The 19,988-nt window shown below is 68.9% G+C and carries 19 protein-coding genes and 3 pseudogenes; 9 read left to right on the top strand and 13 right to left on the bottom strand.

Translation table 11 applies throughout. The annotated features are described in order from the left end of the window. Nucleotides 1-46: 46 nt before the first annotated feature. Nucleotides 47-457: a winged helix-turn-helix transcriptional regulator gene (locus IE260_RS24340; protein WP_189875323.1), complete on the top strand. Its 411-nt coding sequence runs from the start codon at nt 47-49 to the stop codon at nt 455-457. Between the two features lie 35 nt (nt 458-492). Here IE260_RS24340 and IE260_RS24335 read toward each other — a convergent pair whose 3' ends face one another. The 3 genes from IE260_RS24335 to IE260_RS24320 all read right to left on the bottom strand — a co-directional run bounded on the left by IE260_RS24335 (nt 493) and on the right by IE260_RS24320 (nt 3,325). Then, a complete protein-coding gene (locus tag IE260_RS24335; protein ID WP_189875321.1) occupies nt 493-1,038 on the bottom strand; it encodes a DUF3291 domain-containing protein in 546 nt (181 codons plus the stop codon). 31 nt (nt 1,039-1,069) lie between these two features. After that, nucleotides 1,070-1,768 (bottom strand): helix-turn-helix transcriptional regulator, encoded by a 699-nt coding sequence (locus IE260_RS24330; RefSeq protein ID WP_189875319.1) that lies wholly within the window; start codon nt 1,766-1,768, stop codon nt 1,070-1,072. A gap of 453 nt (nt 1,769-2,221) precedes the next feature. Beyond that, nucleotides 2,222-3,325, bottom strand: coding sequence for an LUD domain-containing protein (locus tag IE260_RS24320; protein ID WP_189875317.1), 1,104 nt, complete (start codon nt 3,323-3,325; stop codon nt 2,222-2,224). A gap of 160 nt (nt 3,326-3,485) precedes the next feature. Here IE260_RS24320 and sigJ point away from each other — a divergent pair, with 160 nt between their 5' ends. Then, on the top strand, nt 3,486-4,424 hold the full coding sequence (sigJ, locus tag IE260_RS24315) for an RNA polymerase sigma factor SigJ (protein WP_189875315.1): 939 nt from the start codon (nt 3,486-3,488) through the stop codon (nt 4,422-4,424). A 134-nt stretch (nt 4,425-4,558) separates the two neighbouring features. On the opposite strand, the gene IE260_RS24310 is transcribed toward sigJ, so the two are convergent. From IE260_RS24310 to IE260_RS24300, 3 genes and pseudogenes are all read right to left on the bottom strand, one after another. Further along, a complete protein-coding gene (locus IE260_RS24310; protein WP_189875313.1) occupies nt 4,559-4,822 on the bottom strand; it encodes a hypothetical protein in 264 nt (87 codons plus the stop codon). A gap of 75 nt (nt 4,823-4,897) precedes the next feature. Then, a pseudogene (locus IE260_RS24305) lies at nt 4,898-5,455 on the bottom strand (PIG-L family deacetylase); the annotation flags it as partial. Between the two features lie 37 nt (nt 5,456-5,492). Next, nucleotides 5,493-6,701 carry an RNA-guided endonuclease InsQ/TnpB family protein gene (locus IE260_RS24300; protein ID WP_189875311.1) on the bottom strand — a complete coding sequence of 403 codons (1,209 nt, stop codon included), beginning with the start codon at nt 6,699-6,701 and terminating at the stop codon, nt 5,493-5,495. 25 nt (nt 6,702-6,726) lie between these two features. Here IE260_RS24300 and tnpA point away from each other — a divergent pair, with 25 nt between their 5' ends. Next, a complete protein-coding gene (tnpA, locus tag IE260_RS24295; protein ID WP_189875309.1) occupies nt 6,727-7,143 on the top strand; it encodes an IS200/IS605 family transposase in 417 nt (138 codons plus the stop codon). 72 nt (nt 7,144-7,215) lie between these two features. Here tnpA and IE260_RS24290 read toward each other — a convergent pair. Both IE260_RS24290 and IE260_RS24285 read right to left on the bottom strand, forming a co-directional pair. Then, nucleotides 7,216-7,455: pseudogene (locus IE260_RS24290) on the bottom strand (PIG-L deacetylase family protein); the annotation flags it as partial. A gap of 201 nt (nt 7,456-7,656) precedes the next feature. After that, a complete protein-coding gene (locus IE260_RS24285) occupies nt 7,657-7,899 on the bottom strand; it encodes a hypothetical protein (protein ID WP_229881171.1) in 243 nt (80 codons plus the stop codon). Nucleotides 7,900-8,048: 149 nt separating this feature from the next. Here IE260_RS24285 and IE260_RS42635 point away from each other — a divergent pair, with 149 nt between their 5' ends. From IE260_RS42635 to IE260_RS24275, 4 genes are all read left to right on the top strand, one after another. Further along, entirely contained in the window at nt 8,049-8,180 is a 132-nt protein-coding gene (locus IE260_RS42635) for a hypothetical protein (protein WP_268254937.1), read from the top strand. 249 nt (nt 8,181-8,429) lie between these two features. Continuing rightward, nucleotides 8,430-8,585 (top strand): hypothetical protein, encoded by a 156-nt coding sequence (locus IE260_RS24280; RefSeq protein WP_189875305.1) that lies wholly within the window; start codon nt 8,430-8,432, stop codon nt 8,583-8,585. 610 nt (nt 8,586-9,195) lie between these two features. Next, nucleotides 9,196-9,330, top strand: coding sequence for a hypothetical protein (locus IE260_RS42630; RefSeq protein WP_268254936.1), 135 nt, complete (start codon nt 9,196-9,198; stop codon nt 9,328-9,330). 234 nt (nt 9,331-9,564) lie between these two features. Then, entirely contained in the window at nt 9,565-11,745 is a 2,181-nt protein-coding gene (locus tag IE260_RS24275; RefSeq protein WP_189875403.1) for an ATP-binding SpoIIE family protein phosphatase, read from the top strand. 138 nt (nt 11,746-11,883) lie between these two features. On the opposite strand, the gene IE260_RS24270 is transcribed toward IE260_RS24275, so the two are convergent. From IE260_RS24270 to IE260_RS24250, 5 genes and pseudogenes are all read right to left on the bottom strand, one after another. Continuing rightward, on the bottom strand, nt 11,884-12,963 hold the full coding sequence (locus tag IE260_RS24270) for an NAD-dependent epimerase/dehydratase family protein (RefSeq protein WP_229881170.1): 1,080 nt from the start codon (nt 12,961-12,963) through the stop codon (nt 11,884-11,886). A 340-nt stretch (nt 12,964-13,303) separates the two neighbouring features. Continuing rightward, on the bottom strand, nt 13,304-14,263 hold the full coding sequence (locus IE260_RS24265; RefSeq protein WP_189875301.1) for an NAD(P)H-quinone oxidoreductase: 960 nt from the start codon (nt 14,261-14,263) through the stop codon (nt 13,304-13,306). 305 nt (nt 14,264-14,568) lie between these two features. Then, nucleotides 14,569-14,765: pseudogene (locus IE260_RS41865) on the bottom strand (acetoacetate decarboxylase family protein); the annotation flags it as partial. A 168-nt stretch (nt 14,766-14,933) separates the two neighbouring features. Then, nucleotides 14,934-15,908, bottom strand: coding sequence for an alpha/beta hydrolase (locus IE260_RS24255; RefSeq protein ID WP_189875298.1), 975 nt, complete (start codon nt 15,906-15,908; stop codon nt 14,934-14,936). A gap of 742 nt (nt 15,909-16,650) precedes the next feature. After that, nucleotides 16,651-17,277 carry a TetR/AcrR family transcriptional regulator gene (locus IE260_RS24250; protein ID WP_229881168.1) on the bottom strand — a complete coding sequence of 209 codons (627 nt, stop codon included), beginning with the start codon at nt 17,275-17,277 and terminating at the stop codon, nt 16,651-16,653. 297 nt (nt 17,278-17,574) lie between these two features. Here IE260_RS24250 and IE260_RS24245 point away from each other — a divergent pair, with 297 nt between their 5' ends. Then, nucleotides 17,575-19,173 (top strand): class I adenylate-forming enzyme family protein, encoded by a 1,599-nt coding sequence (locus IE260_RS24245; RefSeq protein ID WP_229881166.1) that lies wholly within the window; start codon nt 17,575-17,577, stop codon nt 19,171-19,173. A 4-nt stretch (nt 19,174-19,177) separates the two neighbouring features. Then, on the top strand, nt 19,178-19,960 hold the full coding sequence (locus IE260_RS24240; protein WP_189875294.1) for an SDR family oxidoreductase: 783 nt from the start codon (nt 19,178-19,180) through the stop codon (nt 19,958-19,960). The last annotated feature ends 28 nt before the right edge of the window (nt 19,961-19,988 follow it).

The following is a 19,988-nucleotide window of genomic DNA, read 5'->3' as shown; positions in this document are numbered from 1 at the left end:
CGCCATCTTCTGTAACCATGAGGCGCCGGGGGAAGGAGGCACTTTTATGTCACGCAGTCACACTCATGTGTCCGAGGAGGTCACCGACCAGGCGTGTCCACTGGTCGAGGTGATCGACCACGTGGCGGGCAAGTGGAGCATCAGCATCCTGGTCGCTGCCGCGCGCGGCCCCATCAGGTTCACCGAGCTGGAACGCTCCATCGAAGGCATCAGCCGACGGATGCTCACCTTGAACCTGCGTCGCCTCGAACGCGATGGTCTCCTGACAAGGACCGTTCACCCCACCGTGCCCCCGAAGGTCGAGTACAGCCTCACCGCCATGGCACGAGAGCTGTACTCCTACCTGACCGGCCTCGTGGAATGGGCGGAGCGGCACCGAGGTGCCATCGCCCAGGCCCGAACTGCCTACGACTCCAAGGCAGCGGCAGTGCCGCAGGCAGGTCAGCCTCACCCGTAGCCAGGAGTGCGATCCTTGAGCCGGAACCTGCCGCCCTACACCGCCGCCGCGTCCCCGGCCGGCGTCGGCCGCTCGCTCCGGGCGGTCTGCTCTGGCCGCACGGCCTGAAGGTGCTGGGCGGCCTCGACGGCGGTGTAGGAGGAGGCGAACGTGAACGCGCGCGGGGACGGCCCGTGCGCACGCAGGTCAGCCAGCCGCTCCAGAGCTTCCCCGACGGTCGGGAGATGACCGGCGGGAACCCACCAGAGCACCATGTGCGCCTCGACGTGCCGCTCGAACCATTCGCGGCGCCGCCGCATCACCTCCAAGTGCCCGCTGCGGTAAGTGAAGTCCCACAAGGCCTCCTGGGTCTCCCACACCGTCAGGTTGACGATGACGTCCTCGCCCGCCGGGCGCAGGCCGGTGGCGTCGGCCGTCCCCTCCTCGACGAGCCGCCACACGAAGCCGGGCGCGGTGTCGGCGGCTGCGTTGACCGGGTCGAGCATCTCGACGAACGGTGCCATGCGCGGGTCATCGAGGGGGTAGCGGAGCGTGGCCACGTTGAGCTCGGCGAGGTGGGCGGCATGTGCGGATGAGGTCATGGTCACATCCCAGCATCGCCCTGTTTCTATGTCAATCCTCATTGTTTTTAGAAGCGGCTTCGACCACGACACAGCACTCCCCCGGCCGTGCCTCCATGCGGGCGCGGACCGGACCGTCCGTGCCGAGCAGGCCCTCCAGCAGCGCGAGGTTCATGCCGCAGACGAGCGGCGGGAAGCGCTCGGCGACGGCATGGAAGGGGCAGTTGCGCATACGGACGACGCAAGCCCCCGCTCTTGCCGGTTCGGCACCATCGACACCCTCGGCGCCTTCCAGGCGCGGTTCGTAGCCGCGGGCGGCCAGCACCTCCATGGCCTCTTCGAGCCCGCCGCAGGGCGCCACCGAGCCACGCAAGGCCTCACCCCGGCGGCGCGCGGCCGCGTACAGCCCGGCGTCCAGCCCTGCCTGCTCAGCAGCTTCGGCGAGCAACTCGGCGGCGGTGCGGTAGTCCCGAGCGGGCAGCGACACCGCCCGCTCGGCCCGCGCCCGCGTGTACACCTTGGCGGGACGGCCCGCTCCCGGCCCCGAGCGGCCCGAAAGACGACGACTGCCACTCTCCAGCAGCCCCGCCTCGGTCAGCCTGTCCAGATGGTGCGCGGCGAGCGTGCGCGCCACTCCCGTCGCCTCGGCGGCCTCGTTGCGGCCGACCTCGCGGCCCTGCGCCGCAACGTACTCGTACAAGCGGCGCCGCACGGGATCCTGCAACGCCGCAATCGCCTCGATGTCCTTCACCCGGCCATTCTAGAAACAACACAGGTTGGAGATAGAACGTCGAGGCCGGACCTGGGTGACGGGCCGACCACGGCGCTCGGGACCGCGAGGGCTTTATGGTCCGGGCGCGCGACGATGCCGCACCGGATCGGCCAGCGCTTCCGGCCGCATCGCTGCCCGACCGCCTGCGTCCGCTCAGGCACGGCCGCGTACTGGCGCTGCCGACGGTGACGTCCCTCGCCCTGCTCGGGGCACGCCGTTCTGCACCGGCAGCCTCTACAGCGGGGCCGGCCCCTGGGCTTTTGGCCGCGAGGACTGCAAGGCTCGGCAGGTGGTCGAATGCAGATGCGGCCGCCTCAAGCGGCACAGGGCCGTGGCGACCCGGTACGACAAGCTCGCAGTCCGCTACGAAGCCACCGTCCGGATCGCCGCCGTCATTGACCGGCTTCGAGTCCGTGCGTAGAACGGACCGGGTCAGTATCCGATGGCCTCGCGGAGCAGCAGGACGGTGCCGCGTCCTGGGCGGGGTTCGGCGTTCAGGATGAGCAGGCGGTTGACGGCGCTGGGCATCCCGTACACCGCCTGGGCGCGGGCGTTCTCCAACGGGAGGGCGTGCTCCTCGACGCGGCGCAGGGCTGTGCTCAGGTCGGGCACCACCTTCTGCGCGCCGACGATCCAGACCGCGTGAGCGGCGCCGCCCGCGTTGGCAGGGAGTTGGCTGCCGCTGCCCGAGGCGAGGACGAGCGAGCCGGTCTCCGTGACCGCGGCGACGCTGTTGACGACGAATTCCGGGCAGGCGACCAGCCTTCGGATCTCGTCGGCGCCGGTGGCACGGTCGATGGCCAGGAGGCGCGGCCTGATGGCGTCGTACTGGCCACTGGCGTTGATGTCCTCGTCGATGCCGGACAGTCGAAGAGTCTCGCTGGCTCCGGTAAGCACCCCGGCGCCTTCGGGGACCAGGTCCTTGATGCGGACGCGCGCTTGTGCGGCGTCGTCGAGGACCTCGGCGGCGAAGCCGTTGGCACGCAGTGCGGCTGCTGTCCGCTCCAGTTGTTCGGCCGTTGCCGGGTCGGTGAAGGACGGCGCCGGAGCCGTGGTCGCCGTGGCGTCGTCTGCCTGGTTGGTCTCGGAGCCCCGCGCTGCCTGGGGCGCCGTGCCCGCCAGCGGGGAGGTGTCAAGGTACCTCACCTCGTACACCCGCTCGGCGAACTTCCAGCCCTCCGCGGTGCGCTGGTAACGGTCGTGGTAGACGGCGTAGTTCAGACCCTGGCGTCCGTCGAGGGTGCGCGCGAGTTCTTGGATGTAGGCGCGGCCGGTCGCTGTGTCGCCGTCGATGTGGATCGTGCCGGGGTGTGTGTTCTGCACGAAGAAGTCCCACTGCCTCTGCAGCCGCTCGCCCCCGGCACGGATCTCCTCTCGACCGATCTGCTCGGCAGGGATGTCGGGCATGCGCAGGGCGCCGTCCGGTGTGAACAGCGACGCCAGGCGACGTCGGTCCCGCATCATCACCGCGTCGGTGAACTCGCCGCGCAGTGCCTCTATCTCGACGCGGTCCGCGATGGCCTGGAAGTCGTTCATGGATGTCCCCTCTCCGTCTTGTTGTCGCCCTCACCGGCGCGACACCGTGACGACAATGCAGCGCTCCGGAATGTGAGGCGGCGCGTCGGCCTCACATTCCGGAGCGCTGTCTTGTCGTAGGCGTAGCGGCACAGAACCGAGCGAGGGAGACGGCCAGACCATGACCACGAGAGCCGAGCCCGGCGACGACCAGAGCGATCCGGGCCTCAGCACGATCATGAGTGAGCGTCGCAGGCTGATCAACCTCGCCTATCGGCTCCTCGGTTCCCTTGCCGACGCGGAGGACGTCGTGCAGGAGGCCTACGCCCGCTGGTACGCCATGTCCGCACGGGAACAGCAGGCCATCGAGTCGCCCGGCGCCTGGCTGATGACGGTCGCCAGCCGCATCTGCCTGAACCTGCTCGGCTCGGCTCGGGCCAGGCGGGAGACGTACGTGGGCGACTGGATCCCGGAACCGCTGCCTGAACCCGCTGAGTGGCTCACCGGGGGCTCCGGCGCCGACGGGACCGACCCGGCCGACCGGGTCACCCTCGACGAGTCGGTGACGATGGCCTTCCTGGTCGTCCTCGATTCGATGACGCCGGCCGAGCGCGTCGCCTTCGTCCTGCACGACGTCTTCCGCTACCCCTTCGGTGAGGTCGCCGAGATCGTCGGCCGTACTCCGGCGGCGTGCCGCCAACTGGCCTCGTCCGCCCGCCGGCGCATCCGCACATCGCAGAGCCCGGCGACCTCGAGTGCCGGACAAGCCGACATCGTCAGGCAGTTCAGAACGGCGTGGGAAGCCAAGGACATCGACGCCCTGATCGGCCTGCTCGACCCCGACGCCGTCGCGACCGCCGACGGCGGCGGGCTGGCCATCACCCACCTGCACCCGATCGTGGGCAGCTCGCAGATTGCACGCGCCTACGCGGAGATCGCCCGTGTGTCGGGCGACCGCACCACGTTCCTGGAGTGCACGGTCAACGGCCTGCCCGGCTTGGTGGCGCAACAGGACGGCACACTCTCGACCGTGTTCGCGTTCGAGATCGCCGCCGACCGGATCAGACACATCTGGGCGGTGAGAAACCCCGAGAAGCTCCGTCCCTGGCGAATCAGCTGAGAAGGGACGCGAGACTTCACAGCGATCGGATCGTGGCCGGTACCGACCCGCACCGAGCCGGTCCCGCGGCGGTCCGACCACGCCCTCTCATACGAGTCTGGCTGCCGATCAGGGGGTGGCGCTTCTGAGCGAGGTCAGCTCTGGGCATCGGAGAGACGGCCGTCGCGGTCGCGCACGTAGGCGTCCGTGACGGCCACGAACACGGGGTTCACTGCGGGGCGTTCGAGCTCGACTGTCAGGCGGTCGAACGCTCCGGATTCGTTCAGCAGGGGAGCTCCCTCCAGGCTCGCGGCGCCCAGCCGCGGGTCGGTGGAGTCGGCGTGTCGGGCCAGCGTCTTGGAGGCTGCACGTGTGATGGCCTCGTCGGAGCAATTGCGAGCCCTGCGCCTGCTGAACATCCCGAGAGGTAGCCGGACACGACCAGCCAACGCCCAGCGGACCGCCACCAGGTGGGCCAAATGCGGGCCGTGGGGTCAAACGGTCAGTTCCCTTTGGGCCGGTGCCGTGATTGCGGGGGTCTGACGGATGTACCACTCGGTAGCGAACAGCCGCTCTCGTGCAACCGGTGGAAGGCCGGCGATCACGCCCGGCAGGGCTCCCCTCTCGACCTCGGAGCGATGCGCCAGTACCGCGGCGATCTTCTGCTGCATCCAAGCGCTGACATCGACGGTTGCCGTGACCAGTTCGTCCGGAACGCTGTACACCGCCTTGCGCGCGCCGATCACGTCTCTGAGCGCCGGAACGGCCGAGTGCGGGTGCGTGGCCAGGTAGAGGGCACGGGGCTGCCAGGGTGCTCCGGCATCCGGGTAGAGCTGCCCGAGTCCGGCTGCTTGGGCTGCGAGCGTGGTCACCCGATGCGTGTGCACGTGGTCCGGGTGGCCGGGCAGCCCGCCGTAGGCGTCATGGGTGACCATGATGTCGGGGCGGAATTCACGGATGTGCGCCACCACCTGCCGTACTGCTTCGTCGAGCGGGGCATCGCAGAACCGCACCATGCCTGGGGCCGACTGCTGCGGTACACGTGCATCGGCTTGACATCCTCTCCCCCATGAAGGGGGAGACTCCCGCCTACCGCGCCGTTGGGAGCTGCGGTGTCGAGTGGGTTCCTGCTTCGCTGCGCGGTGCGGGCACGGGTGCCCGTCTTACCTGCGCTCCACAGGCTGTCACGGCCAGTCCGGCCGCCTTGGCGACGTTGACCGCCGCGTTGATGTCCCGGTCCAGGACGGCCCCGCATGCCCCGCAGGTCCACACCCGGACGTGCAGGGGCTTGGGGCCGTCCTTGAAGCCGCACTGCGAGCACACCTGAGACGTGGGCTCGAAGCGTCCGATCCGGATAAGGGTGCGCCCGTACCGGGCGGCCTTGTACTCCAGCATGGTCACGAACGCCGACCATCCGGCGTCGTGCACGGACTTGGCCAGGCGCGTGCGGGCGAGTCCCTTCACCGCCAGGTTCTCCACGGCGATCGCTTGGTTCTCGCGGATCAGCCTGGTGGAGAGCTGATGGTGGAACTCGCGGCGTGCGTCCGCGACACGGGCGTGTGCCCGTGCGACGCGGATCCTGACCTTGTCCCTGTTCTTGCTGCCCTTCTCCTTACGGGAGAGGGCGCGCTGCGCCTTCCTCAGGCGCTTGGCGGCCCGGCGCAGGAAGCGCGGGCTGTCGATCTTCCTGCCGTCCGACAGGACCGCGAAGTGCCCCAGCCCAAGGTCGATGCCCACCTCGGGCGTGGTCTGCGGCCAGATCTCGTCCGGGCCGGTCTCCACGACGAAGCTCGCGAAGTACCGGCCCGCGCTGTCCTTGACCACGGTCACCGTGGACGGCGTCGAGGGCAGGGAGCGGGACCACTTCACCTTCAGGTCGCCGATCTTCGGCAGGCGCAGCTTTTGGCCGGTGGTGATCGACCAGCGGGCGTTCGCCGTGAACCGCACCGCCTGCCGGGTGTCCTTCCGCGACTTGTACCGGGGCGCACCCATGCGCGGGCGCCTGCCCTTCAGCCCGTCGAAGAAGTTCTTGTACGCGGCGTCCAGATCGCGCAGGGACTGCTGGAGAACGACCGCCGACACCTCGCCGAGCCAGGCCCGTTCCGGCCGGCTCTTGGCCTCGGTGATGAGCTGCTTCGACAGGTCCCCGGTCTTCGGGAACGGCAGGCCTTCACCGCGGGCGGTCTCCCGAACGCGGAGCGCGTCGTTGTAGACCACCCGCGCGCACCCGAACGCCCTCGCCAAACCAATGCGCTGACCGGCGCTCGGGTACAGGCGGAAGCTGTACCGAAGCTGCATACCGATCACGGTACACACGTGGTTTATGGGTATCGATGAGAACGTTCGTACTGGTCGTCACTGCATCTTCCGCATGCACGTTCACTTGGTTTTCGTGACGAAGTACCGGCACCCCGTCTTCGCCGACCGGCACCTGACGCGGTGCGAGGAGATCATGCGGGCCGTGTGCGAGGACTTCGAGGCCAAGCTGGTCGAGTTCAACGGCGAGAACAACCACGTCCACCTACTCGTGAACTTCCCCCCGAAGGTCGCCGTATCCAAGCTGGTCAACAGCCTCAAGGGAGTCTCCTCCCGGCGGCTGCGCCAGGAGTTCCCCGACCTCGTCCGCCACTACTGGCGGGCACAGCGCCTGTGGTCCGGCTCGCACTTCGCCGGTTCCGTCGGCGGCGCACCGCTCAGCATCGTGAAGCAGTACATCGAGCAGCAGAACCGGCCGCTCTGACCTTGGCTGAGGTGAACAGCGCGGATCCATGCACACATCTGAGGTCACAGCAGTTCTCAGATTCGCTTCACCACCAGGCTGAAGCCCGGTGCACCGCGAATAGTCCCGGTAGCCGAGCATCCGTGGCTTGCCGGCGCCGAGGATCCGTAGTGCCTCGGCCAACTCGGCAGCCCGCGGGGTGTCCGCGGCCCAGGTCGCCGTCACGACTGCCGTACGCGCTCCCTCAGCAGAGTGGCGGGCCAGCACTCCGCCTGCGGACAACGACTCGTCGTCCGGGTGAGCGAAGACTGCGAGCAGGCTCGGCACGGGCATGGACCGACCGCCTTCCCGCATGAAAGGGAGCTCGATCCTATGTCACCCAGTGCGGTCCGCCGCTGGGGCCGGGCCCCGTGCAGGTGACGCCCCGATGTGTGCAGGACAGGCGTGTCCAGCGCGGACCCACCCGTCCGGCGTCCCGTCCACGGCCCCGACCAGAGAGGGTCAGCTGGACGTACTCCCGACGCCCTCCGTGCTCTAGGGGGCACCCCATGTGCGTATGTGCCGGTCGACCCGTTCTCGCACCTGGCGCCGTAGCTGCTCATGCAGGCCGGGGTCCATTCCCTCCGCCTCGAACACGGCTTCGGTGAAGCTGTCTGCGTCGGCAGGTGGTGTCGCCATGAGGTGATGCTGCTGTTGCGGCGGGAGACAGAAACCAAGGTCGACGCAGAGTTCGTAGAGGAGCTGCCGAACCTCGGCCTTGGGGTCGCGTTGGGCCATGGAACAGCATGGTGGCATCTGGACGACGTGGAGGGCGACGGTGTTGTGCTCTTCGCCAGCGCTGTGGAACCTCGTGACGGTGGGGGCGGCGAGGCAGGGCGTGCGAAGGTCAGCCGGCTGGAACGGAGGTCCAACGCTTCACCCTGGTCGTGGCCGCGGGTTCGGCCGGCGGGGCGGTGCTGGGCGGGCTGCTCCTCGGCGTGTTCCCGGACCTGGTGCTCGTCCCCGTACCGACCGTGATCCTGCTCGCTTCCGCGGTCGAGCTTGCCCGGCACGACTGACGTCGCTGAGATGCCCTCGCAGATCATCCTTGCAGGACGTCCAACACCTCGGAGACTCAGGTCCGGTGTAGCGCCGACGGGATGCCTCTCGGTCTGGTGAACACTTGCTTCGGTCCGGAGCGGGCCGCCTCCCAGGCCCTGAACAACTGCTCTCTGAACTCGCGGACAGAGCCACCGCTGGTCGAGGCGCCCTTGCGGGCCGGTGTACCAATGCCGCCGCCGCGCGCCTCAGCCTTCACACTCCCCCGGATGTGCAACTTGGTGATCATCCACCGGCCGTTGCAGCGCTCCGCCTTCGCGGTGGTGACCCTTGCCTTCCTGGACACGCACGCGGGCGCGCAGCCCGGCCTGCGCGCCGGCGCCGGCCGCCGAACCGGGTTGGCGGCCCCCTCCCAGGGCGCATAGTTCGGGGGCCACCCGGGCCTTGCCGTCCTGTCGCTGTTGCAAGGCACTACGACGGTAGGGCTGTCGGTCCCAGCTGTGCTCGCTCGGTGCACCGGATAGGTGAGCGAAGACGCCCGCTTGAGGCATCCCTGTGACAAGGACGGAGGCATTCGGCGTTCCGGGGTGCCCATCTGGTCGGGCAAGCTCGCTGTCGGCCGACCTGGTGTCTGGGCAGTCGTGGCTCTCCGGGGAGTCGGGGAGGACTGGTGGGCCGACTGTCCCAGATGTACGGGTGGTCGGCTGCGGTGAGCAGGGTGTTGATGCGGCCGGTGAATTCCTGTCCGGGCCGTGGGGAGCTCCGTGTCGGGCTCGCGGAGGTAGCCGGCGGTGACGGGGGTCGGCACCGTGGCCGTGACCGGCAACCGCGGCAGCGCCGCTTCCGCCGTCCTGCCGCGTGGCCTGGACCTCGCTCGCCGGCCTCCTGGACAGTCACGCAGCCTCATGCCAAGGCTTGTTCTCTGCCCAGTGCCGGACCCACCCGGCAAAGCTGGCCTCACCAGTGGTGCATCCGGACTGCGCGCCGCAAGGGACCGCGTCTGTGACCACCATGGCCCGGTGGTTCAGGTCGTAGTTGATCTTCGAGGCTGACGTGGGCGTCGGTGACGGCGAGCTGCTCCCTGGCTGGCCCGTGGACCGTCCGGAGGGCATCCAGAAATGGCACATGGAGCCCGAGGCGGGCGACGGATCCCCCTTCTCCAGCCCGTGATTCCCGCCTGTGGTGCTGGCGTACACCCAGCGTGCTCGACTGGATGGCGAAGTTTTTCCGGTGACGCGTACAGGTCAATCGGCGCTCGGCCCTGCAGCAGCACGGCCGCCGACGGCCGCATCCCGCTCACGCTCACGTCTCTGCGACACCGAGCTCACAGACACCGAGCCGGCAATCGCGAGCTCGTCAGGCAGCAAGCAGGAGCAAAAAGGGAGAATCTATTACATTCATGTCATGAGGACTGATGTCGATGCTCTCCTGCGAGACATCGCACTCCGGCTCCGGTCGCGCGTGGGGGAGCTGGTCGATGCCCTGGTGACGAGCATGCGCGAGCAGGTCCCGTCAGTATGGGCGCACGACGATCTCACCGACCTCGCCACAGACGCTGCCCATCAGCACATCGACACCGTGCTCCAATCGCTCGAACGAGGCTTCGATCTCTCCGGCGTCCAGGCTCCGCCTGCCGCCATCGACTTTGCCAGACGCCTTGCCGAGTGCGGCGGGCAGATCACCGAGCTCCTGCGCGCCTACCGCATCGGACACGCCGCCGCCCTCGCCATGGTCCGGGAGGAGGCGGCCCGCCACGCCACGGACCCGCAGCTGCGCGACGCAGTCGCCGCCAGACTGATCACAGGATCCTTCGACTACATCGACCACACCTCCGAACAGGCCGTGATGGCATTCCAGCACGCGCGTGACGGCCGGTTGCAAAGGCGGCTCATAGTGGTCAACGAGGCGAGCCGGCGGATCGGCACCAGCCTGGACATCGGCCGCACCGCTCAGGAACTGGCCGAAGTAGGGGCCGAACACCTGGCTGACTTCGTCACCGTCGATCTCCTCGAAGCCGCACTGCGTGAAGAGGACGCGCCTCCCGCACAGGACGCCCTGATGGTGCGCCGCGTCGCCCAGCACCCGGCGCTGGGAGGCTGCCCACAGGGGGTGCCCACAGGCCACACGCACACCTTCACGACGGGGTCGGGTCCTGCCAACGCCTTGGCCGCCGGGCAGCCCGTGCGCCACCGCATCACGTCCGCCGACATCCCGGCATGGCTCACCGGCTCCGAAGCCCTCAGGCGCTCTCTCGGCGACTTCGGCATCCACACGGTGCTGCTGGCCCCGCTGTGGGCCCGGGGCAGTCCCCTGGGCGTCGCGCAGTTCTTCCGTCACCATGACGCTGCGCCGTTCGACGACGACGATCTGCTCCTGGCCCAGGAGGTCACCTCCAGGGCGGCTGTGTACATCGACAACGCCCGCATGTACACCCACGAACGCGCCACTGCCCTGGCCCTCCAGCAGAGCCTGCTCCCGGACCGCGTGCCCCGGCACGGTGCCGTCGAGACCGCCGCCCGCTACCTGCCCTCCGGCGCACGTGCCGGCGTGGGAGGCGACTGGTACGACGTGATCCCGCTCTCCGGGGCGCGGACGGCCCTGGTCATCGGTGACGTGGTCGGCCGTGGTCTGTACGCCTCGGCCACCATGGGCCGGCTGCGCACGGCCGTGCGGACGCTCGCTGACATCGATCTGATGCCGGACGAACTCCTCACCCACCTCGACGATGTCGTCATCCGGCTGCAGCACGAGGAGGGTCAAGATCTGGACGAGATCAGCGCCACCTGCCTGTACGCGGTCTACGATCCCGTGACGCGGCTGTGCTCGCTGGCCAGCGCAGGGCATGCACTGCCCGCCGTGGCGCTGCCGATGGCCGGCGACCGTCCTGCACACCCGCTGCAGGTGCACTTCGTGGACGCGCCGACCGGCCCGCCCCTGGGCCTGGGAGGGCTTCCCTTCGAGACCGCCCAGTTCGAGCTGCCGGAAGGCAGCCTCCTCGCCCTGTTCACCGACGGCCTCATCAAGAGCACATCTCGCGACCTGGGCCTCGGCCTGGCCGAACTCCTCGAAGTCCTGGGTGGTGCCGGTCCCTCGCTGGAAGACGTCTGCGACCGGCTCTTGGGTACCCTGCTGCCCTCTCGGCCGGCAGACGACGTTGCCCTCCTCCTGGCCCGAACACGCGCGCTGGATTCCGGCCACGTCAGCACTCTGGAACTGCCGTCCGATCCCTCGGTGGTCGCCCGGGCTCGCACGCACGCGACCGACCAGCTGGCCGCCTGGAACCTGGACGATCTGGCCTTCAGCACGGAGCTCATGGTGAGCGAACTCGTCACGAACGCGATCCGCTACGGACGACCTCCCATCAGCCTGCGGTTGATCCTGCAGTCCACGCTGACCTGCGAAGTCACGGACACCGCCACCACCTCTCCCCGTCTGCGCCGGGCCAGGACCTTCGACGAAGGCGGCCGCGGCCTGTTCCTCGTCGCCCAGCTCGCCGCCAAATGGGGCACCCGCTACACCCGCGACGGAAAGGTGATCTGGGCGGAACAGTCCCTCCCGGACTCTTTCACGGGCGGAGCCACCTGACGGCACGTCGGAACAGGCATGCCCGTCTTCCCCCTGGTGCGGCTCCAGCGGCCGGTTGCCCCGGTCCGAGGCCCCTCCGGTGCGGTTTCCGTACCTGCCGGGCACAGGTTCACTTCCCTTTCGGGCATGTTCCCAGCCTCATCGGTTCAGCGTCTCGGATCCGACGAGCTGACCGAACATCTCTTCCATGGACTGTTGGGCAGGCCGGTAGCGCACGCCCAGGGCATGGCGGCTCTTGGAGGTGTCGGCCCGCAGGTCGAAACCGATGTTGCGCCGCAGGTATGCGCGTTCGAGTCCGGCCGCCGGCGCGAGTGCGAGGGCGAGGGTCTTGGGCAGCGCACGGCGGGGCAGCGCGTACTGCGCCCCGTAGGCGGGAAGGAGCCTGCGGCCGAGATCGACGATGTCGGTGCTCTCCGCCGCGACGAGGTGGCGGCCCCGCGCGTGGGGCAGGAATGCGGCCGCCAGGTGCGCGTAGGCCACCTCGCGGACGTCGACGACGGTCAGCGCTATGCGGGGGGCGCCGAGCCGCATCTTGCCGCTCGCCATCTCCTTGGCGATGGTGAAGCTCTCGCTGGTCGGGGCGGCGTTGAGGGCAGGTCCGATGACCAGGCCGGGGTTGATGGTGACGAGGCGCCACCGGTCCTGCGCCTGGGCGATCCGCCACGCCTCCTGCTCGGCCAGGGTCTTGGAGTAACTGTAGGGCTCGCGGGTCAGCGACGACGTCGTGTTCCAGGTCTCCTCGGTCACGATCCGGCCCGGGACCTTGAGGATGTCCTGGGCGTCGCCGATCATCGCGGCGAACGAGCTGGTGAGCACCACCCGCTCGACGCTGCCGACCTCGTTCGCGGTGCCGAGCACGTTGCGAGTGCCGCGCACGGCCGGGTCGACGAGGTCGCGTTGAGGATCCCGCACAGACCGGACGAACGGTGAGGCGGTGTGGATCACGATCCGGCACCCCTGCATGGCCTCCGTGTAGGAGTCGTCATGCAGCAGGTCGGAGGCGAACAGGCGCAGCGTCCCGGGTGAGGCGTCGGCGGCGTCGAGAAGGTGCTGCACCTTGCCCGTGTTGCGCGGATCTCGGACGGCGGCGTGGACGGTGACCCCGGCGTCGAGCAGGCCCTTCACGATCCAGCCGGCGACGTAACCGGTGGCGCCGGTGACCAGGGCCGGTGCGCTTACGTCGACAGGCAGGGTACTCAGATCGATTTGGGTGTCCATGGGATTCCTTCTGTCGCCCTCGGGGCGCATGTGGGAGGGGGCGGGGCTGGTGTTCGGCCAGGGTCTTGGAGGCGGCTGCGCGAGGGCAGGAGGCGGGCCGGGGCACCGGATCTGACCGTGAGTGACGTTCTGAGGCCGCACCGGTGGGCGGCCAGGACGTCGGTGCCGCACATCGCCCTCACCCAGGACCGGGCCTTTGGGCGACCGCAAACAGCGGGCCGCTGGGTCCGATGCCGGGAGGAACGTGCCGGCCCTCTTGACCCATCAACAGCGGCCCGCTGTTCCGTCCGTCGAGGACGAGGACCGTTCCCCGGCACGTCGGCACCCGCTGTGGTGTGCTTCAGCCGTTCACCAGCAAGATCTTGCCGATGTGCCCACCTGCCTCCATGAGCCGGTGTGCCTCGGCGGCCTCGGCCATGGGGACTGTCTGGTCGATGAGCAGCTGCACGGTGCCGCTCTCGATCATCGGCCAGACCTTCTTCTCGACCTCGGCGACGATGGCGGCCTTGTCCTCTGCGGACCGGGTGCGCAACGTGGTGCCGTGGACGGAGATGCGCTTGAACACCAGGTCGGCCAGGTTGAGCTGGCCGACCAGGCCGTTCTGCAGGCCGATGACGACCAGGCGTCCGTCAGCGGCCAGGGACTGAATGTTGCGTTCGAGGTAAGCGCCGCCGATGACATCGAGGATCACGTCGTACGGGCCGAACTCGGCGAAGTCCTGCGTGCGGTAGTCGATCGCCACGTCGGCACCCAGCTCACGCGCCCGCGCCACCTTCTCAGGTCCACCGACGGTGGTAACGACACGAGCACCCAGCGCCTTGGCGATCTGGATCGCCATGGTGCCGACGCCTCCGGCCCCACCGTGCACGAGGAGGGTCTCGCCCGCCTTCAGCCCTGCGGTCATGACGATGTTGGACCACACCGTCGCGGTCACTTCCGGCAGGCCCGCGGCCTCGATCAGCCCGATCCCCTGGGGCACCGTGAGCAGTTGTCCCGCGGGGACGGCGACCTTCTCCGCATAGCCGCCGCCCGTCAGCAGCGCGCAGACCTCGTCACCCAGCTGCCAGCCGGTCACTCCCTCGCCGAGGGCGCTGATACGGCCCGACACCTCCAGTCCCGGGTATGGCGACGTGCCCGGGGCCAGGGGGTAGAGGCCCCACCTCTGCATGACGTCCGCCCGGTTCAGGGCACTGGCCACCACGTCGATGACCACCTCGCCGACGGCGGGCGTCGGGTCTGCGACCTCGATCCATTCCAGGACCTCGGGACCACCGGGTTCCTTGATCGATACAGCCTTCATGGCGCTCCGTTCAAATGGCCGCGTGGAGGGCTCTCCTGCCCGAGGCAAGCGCGGCGGTCCGGCCTCGGCAAAGGTGCGACACCGGCGGAACAGGCCGAAAAGGCCAGGCCGCAGCCGCGAGGAACTGGCATCCGATCCTTGAGCCGGGACCAGAGAGCTCAATGTTTACGCTGCACACATTAGGCTGAGGGAGTGAGCGATGTCAACATGAGGCGGTGCACCGCACTCGGCGCGGGTGAGAACCGGCATGTGCACGGCAGTCTGACCCTTCGCCATCACACCGAGCTGAATGGTTTGATCGTCGGCTCCTCGGGCCACCGGGTGCGGATCGCCCGAAAAGGCGCGAGCATCGTCAACCGCGCGGCCGAGGCGGTGCAGGAGAAGTTCGGGGCGAGGGTGGGGCCGATCGGGGAATCGACCCTGGTGGTCTTGGCAGCTGCCGAAAGAAGTGCACGGCGGTGAGGCGAGAGTCCCGGGCGACCTCGTCGAGGTCGGTGTCCATCCGGTACCGGTCGTACGGTCCGCCCTTCGGGACGGACCGCCGGTGAGTCGGACGGTCAGCTCAGCCGAGCATTCACGCGGCTCGCGGGCCCACCTCTGCCACGCAGGCGTTGGGGGCCCGGGCCGTACACGCGCGTCACGCGGGAGCGCCGGGACGGATGCGGGCGTCTCAGCTGTCGTGGAGGGCCGTCCGCAGGACGTCGACGGCGAGTTTGCGGGCGACGTTGGCTGCGCGGGTGTCGCGCAGGCTGTCCAAGAGGAGGAAGTCGTGAACCATGCCCGCCACGCGGACCGAGGTGACGTCCACACCGGCCTCGCGGAGCTTGTTGGCGTACTGCTCGCCCTCGTCCCGCAGGACGTCGGCCTCGTCGGTGATGACCAGCGTGGTGGGCAGGCCCTTGAGCTGGTCCAGGGAGGCCTGGAGCGGGGAGGCGTGCACCTCGGCGCGCTGGGCGGGGTCGGATGTGTACTGGTCCCAGAACCATTTCATGCCGTCGCGGGTGAGGTAGTAGTGCTCGGCGAACTGCAGGTAGGACGGGGTGTCGAAGTCGGCGTTGGTGACCGGGTAGAGCAGGACCTGCGCCTTGAGGTCGATCCCGCCGCGCTCCTTGTTCATCAGCGCGAACACCGCCGACATACAGCCGCCCACCGACTCGCCGGTGACGGCGATCCGCGAGGTGTCCAGGCCGTGCTCCGCGCCGTGCTCCAGCACCCATTGCCCCACGGCGTAGTTCTGCTCGACCTGGGTGGGGTACTTCGCCTCGGGCGCTCGGTCGTAGACCGGGAAGACGCCCGCCGCCCCGGCGCCCACGGCGAGCTCGCGGAAGAGCCGGTCGTGGGTCTTGTCGTCGCCGAAGACCCAGCCGGCGCCGTGGATGTAGAAGACCACCGGCAGAGGCCCCGTCGATCCCTTGGGCCGGATGATGCGCGTGCGGACCGTCCCCCACTCGCCCGCATCCACGTCGACCCACTCCTCGTCGACCTCCGGGCGCGGCACGCTGGGGTCGCTCTGCAGGCCGAGCAGGATGTCCCGGCCCTGCTCCGGTGGGACCTCATAGATCCGAGGATGCGGGTCCGTCGCCTCGCACAGCTCCTTCGCCGCGGGTTCGAGGTAGGGAGTGATCGGAGGAGGAAGATCGGTCATGTCCACTCCATGTCACGGGCACACGTTCGCCCTGTCCATATCGATGCTTGGTTCCAAGGGTTTGCGCCTCATACGCCCCTCGCAACCCGACCACAGGGCCCACTGAGTGCTCGCACCGCCTCAGCCGTCGGCGGGGTCGAGGACGGACAGGAGCGCCGCCGAGCGTCGGCTCGCGAGCACGCCGATCACCTTCGGAGGGAGCGCCGCCGTCCCTGGAGCCCGGCTGATCCGGCGCCCATCTTGATTTTCCTTGCCGCGGACCAGGCCGGGCGCAGCCCACCTGGACGGGCCGGACACGACTGTCAGTCGTCCCGGAGCGGCATACCGAAGCCCCGAATGCGGCGACGATTGGATTCAGTTGGTTGAAGCGGTGGGCCACGGCGACGGTCGAGTCGGGGTGGCCGTCGATCGAGAGGACGGACGCCGGGGCGAGGTGAGTAGCGGCGTGCCGCTGCGGGTGTGATGTTGCAGGCCATCCCGGCGACGACTTCCACTTCCTCACTCTGGGAGGGCGTCTCGACGAGGTTTCGCGCGCGCTTGCCGCCGCAGTGGTCGGCCAGAGTCCAGAAGTCGCGCCAGATGGTGTCATCGGTGCGGCAGCGGGGCGCGTTATCCCTACGACGGCGACTGGCTGACCGGAGCAATCGACACGTTCCCGGTACCTCGCGCCCCTTCACCGTCTCCTGAACGCCAGCCGGCCACAATTCACTTGTCCCCCGACCAGGACAACGAGCTCAGTCCTTCAGGACCGGGAAGGTGACAGTGCGCCCACAGTCATACGTGTCATGTCGCAGTACCGCTTTGCGAGTTCTTGGGGGGTGTGCTCGCCTTCTGCGTGGTACCACTGTGAAACGCCCGTGCACATGGTGACGATCGCTCTGCTGACCTCACGGGGGTACGCGGTGGCGAAGACGCCTTGTGCCACACCCTCCTCGATCACGTGGTCCATCAGTCGCTGCTGGCGGTCACGGGCAGCGATGTAGGTGGTGCGGGCTTCTCCGGTGAGGCTGCGGATCTCGCTGTAGGCGATGAAGGCGAGGCCCCGCCGGTGGGCGTGGAAGAGCACGAGGCATTCCACGAGCAGTTCCAGCTTCCGCTGGACGTCGTTGCCGGCCTCCTCCAGGGCGGCGGTGCTGCGTGCCCAGAGGTCGTCCATGGCGTAGGAGACGATCGCGACGAGCAATGCCTGTTTCGACGCGTAGTGGTAGTACAGCCCCGGCACGGAGAGTTCCGCCCGGGCGGCTACCGTCCGGATCGTCGTCCCGTGGTAGCCGTGCTCCATGAAGCAGGCCAGCGCGGTCTCGAGGATGGGCGGCAGTCCGCTGCCTGAGTATGTTCTCCAGTCCGCCCCGGCATCCGTCTTGGTCACAGCGCTCCCCTTGCCCTGGATCTTCATCGCATCGGCACGCCAGTATGCAGCGTCGCCAGGCTCCGTGCCGACGGCAGACCTCTTGACACGGTGCTCCTGCCACATCAATCCTTCACCGAGCGATCGCTCGGTAGCCCTATCGTCGCACATCGCGAACCGAGCGAGCGCTCGGTAGCCGTTGCCTGCGTATGCCGTGGGCAGGAGGGACGAGTAGTGACAGTTCCTGAAGACCCCTCGTGGGGTTCGTTGCTCCCCACAGATGTCGAAGCGCAGACGGCGGGTGCTCACGACTCGCTCGTGGCCGCATGGGCTGCCCGCGTGGCGATGAACCCGGCTGCCACGGCGATGCGCTACTTCGACGGCGTGATGTCCGTGCAGGAGGTGGACGCGGCGTCGGACGCCCTGGCCGCCGTGTTCGAGGCCCGCGGGACCGGCCGCGGTGACCGCGTCGGCGTCTGTCTGCAGAACGTCCCGCAGTACGCGCTCGTACTGCTGGCCCTGTGGAAGCTGGGGGCCACGGCACTGGGTCTCAACCCGATGTACCGGCGGCAGGAGCTACGCCGGATCATCGACGACGCCGGGGCGGTCGGTGTGGTCTGCGCGGACACCGACGTCCAGGAAACGCTGGGCACCCTGGCGGGAAGCACGGTCCAGTGGTTGATCAGCACGTCGGCGCTGGATTACCAGTCCCGGAACGACCCGCGGGTCTTCGCGACGACAGAGCGCCCCGCCCCGGCGCCGGACGGCGATCTCGTCACGCTGATCGAGGAGTTCGCCGGCTGCCGGCCCACACCGGTTCAGCTGAGCCGCGACGACGTCGCGTTCCTTACCTACACCTCCGGGACGACCGGGCCGCCGAAGGGCGCCATGAACACCCACGGCAACGTCCTCAGTGTGGTGGGGACCTGCGCGGCGTGGACCGGCTTGAGCGACGGGGACGTCGTCCTCGCCATCGCCCCGCTGTTCCACATCACCGGCGCCGTGGTCAACGCGACGATCTCGCTGCTCACCAACACCACACTCGTCCTCGCCGGCCGGTTCCACCCCGAAGTCGCCCTGGAAGCCTTCGCCGAGCACGGCGTGACCTTCACCATCGGCTCCATCACGGCGTACAACGCGATCTACGAGCTGCCGCAGGCCGAGCCGCGGCACTTCGCGTCGGTGAAGACCGTGTATTCCGGGGGTGCGCCGATCCCGCCGGCGACCGTCGAGCGTTTCCAGCAGCGGTTCGGCATCTACATTCACAACGCCTACGGGATGACCGAGACGACCTCTGCTGTCATCGCCGTGCCGCCGGCACGCAAGGCACCGGTCCATCTGCCGAGCGGGACGTTGTCGATCGGGATGGCGCTGCCGCACCTCACGGCCCGCGTCGTCGATCTGCACGGCAATCCCGTGCCCAGCGGGGATCAGGGCGAGCTCGAGCTCAGCGGGCCCCAGGTGGTGCCCGGGTACTGGGGAAAGCCCGAGGCCACCGAGCAGACGATGTCTGGGGGTCGACTGCGTACCGGCGATGTCGCCATCATCGACGAGCAGGGCTGGGTCTACCTCGTGGACCGGCTGAAGGACCAGATCAATGTGTCCGGGTACAAGGTCTGGCCGCGTGAGGTCGAGGACGCACTGTACGAGCACCCGTCGGTGCACGAAGCCGCCGTCGTCGGGGAGCCGGATGACTACCGCGGCGAGACGGTCGTCGCCTACGTCTCGCTCAAGTCGGGTCGGAGCCTCACACAGGAGGAACTGATCGCCTTCTCCCGCGACCGCCTGGCGGCCTACAAGTGCCCCCGGCAGATCCACTTCATCGCCGACCTGCCCAAGACCCAGAGCGGCAAGATCCGGCGTGCCGAACTCCGCAAGGCGGGCACCACCGGGCCCTCCTCCCCCTCGAAGGGCTGATCCGTTGAACCAGAACCACGCCGGCCAGGGCCGGTTCTCGGGCCGTACCGCCATCGTGACCGGCGCGAGCCGGGGCATCGGCCTGGCGATCGCCGGACAACTGGTGTCCGAAGGGGCGCGGGTGTGCATCACCGCCCGCACGGCCGGACCGCTCGAGGAAGCCGCCGCCGCCCTCCCCCGGGACAGCGTCATCACCGTCGCCGGCAAAGCGGACGATCCCGAGCACCGTCGCGAAGTGTTCGACAGCGTCGCACGCGAGTTCGGCGGGCTCGACGTCCTCGTGAACAACGCGGGGATCAATCCGGCCTATGGCCCCCTCACCGAGCTGGACTTCGATGTCGCCCGCAAGGTGCTGGAGGTCAATGTCCTCGCCACCCTCGCATGGGTCCAGGACGCGGTGGCGCACCGGTCCCTCCGCTTCGCCGAGCGCCACGGAACCGTCGTCAACCTCTCTTCGGTCACCGGCCAGACCCCGTCGCCCGGGATCGGCCTCTACGGGGTGAGCAAGGCGGCTGTATCGCACCTGACCAGGACCCTCGCCGTCGAACTCGGCCCGGAGATCCGCGTCAACGCCGTGGCACCGGCCGTGGTGAAGACCCGGTTCGCCAAAGCCCTCTACGAGGGCAAGGAGGACGAGGTGGTCGAGAACTACCCCATGAAGCGTCTGGGCGTGCCGTCCGACATCGCCGCCGCGGTGGCCTACCTGGCCTCGGACGACGCCTCCTGGGTCACCGGCCACGTCCTCACCGTCGATGGCGGCCTCACGGTCGCCGGCGGCACCGCTTGACGACCGCGCACCACCCCGAAAGGACAGT

The sequence above is a fragment of the Streptomyces viridiviolaceus genome, assembly GCF_014650995.1.
GTDB classification, from domain to species: domain Bacteria; phylum Actinomycetota; class Actinomycetes; order Streptomycetales; family Streptomycetaceae; genus Streptomyces; species Streptomyces viridiviolaceus.
Note: the sequence above shows the minus strand (reverse complement) of the source record. Positions and strands in the feature narration are given on the sequence as shown.

What these genes read in the sequence shown, in the direction of transcription:
- IE260_RS24340 (WP_189875323.1), top strand. Translation starts at nt 47, where the DNA reads ATGTCACGCAGTCACACTCATGTGTCCGAGGAGGTCACCGACCAGGCG.
- IE260_RS24335 (WP_189875321.1), bottom strand. Translation starts at nt 1,038, where the DNA reads ATGACCTCATCCGCACATGCCGCCCACCTCGCCGAGCTCAACGTGGCC.
- IE260_RS24320 (WP_189875317.1), bottom strand. Translation starts at nt 3,325, where the DNA reads ATGAACGACTTCCAGGCCATCGCGGACCGCGTCGAGATAGAGGCACTG.
- sigJ (WP_189875315.1), top strand. Translation starts at nt 3,486, where the DNA reads ATGACCACGAGAGCCGAGCCCGGCGACGACCAGAGCGATCCGGGCCTC.
- IE260_RS24310 (WP_189875313.1), bottom strand. Translation starts at nt 4,822, where the DNA reads ATGTTCAGCAGGCGCAGGGCTCGCAATTGCTCCGACGAGGCCATCACA.
- IE260_RS24300 (WP_189875311.1), bottom strand. Translation starts at nt 6,701, where the DNA reads ATGCAGCTTCGGTACAGCTTCCGCCTGTACCCGAGCGCCGGTCAGCGC.
- tnpA (WP_189875309.1), top strand. Translation starts at nt 6,727, where the DNA reads ATGGGTATCGATGAGAACGTTCGTACTGGTCGTCACTGCATCTTCCGC.
- IE260_RS24285 (WP_229881171.1), bottom strand. Translation starts at nt 7,899, where the DNA reads ATGGCCCAACGCGACCCCAAGGCCGAGGTTCGGCAGCTCCTCTACGAA.
- IE260_RS24280 (WP_189875305.1), top strand. Translation starts at nt 8,430, where the DNA reads ATGTGCAACTTGGTGATCATCCACCGGCCGTTGCAGCGCTCCGCCTTC.
- IE260_RS24275 (WP_189875403.1), top strand. Translation starts at nt 9,565, where the DNA reads ATGAGGACTGATGTCGATGCTCTCCTGCGAGACATCGCACTCCGGCTC.
- IE260_RS24270 (WP_229881170.1), bottom strand. Translation starts at nt 12,963, where the DNA reads ATGGACACCCAAATCGATCTGAGTACCCTGCCTGTCGACGTAAGCGCA.
- IE260_RS24265 (WP_189875301.1), bottom strand. Translation starts at nt 14,263, where the DNA reads ATGAAGGCTGTATCGATCAAGGAACCCGGTGGTCCCGAGGTCCTGGAA.
- IE260_RS24255 (WP_189875298.1), bottom strand. Translation starts at nt 15,908, where the DNA reads ATGACCGATCTTCCTCCTCCGATCACTCCCTACCTCGAACCCGCGGCG.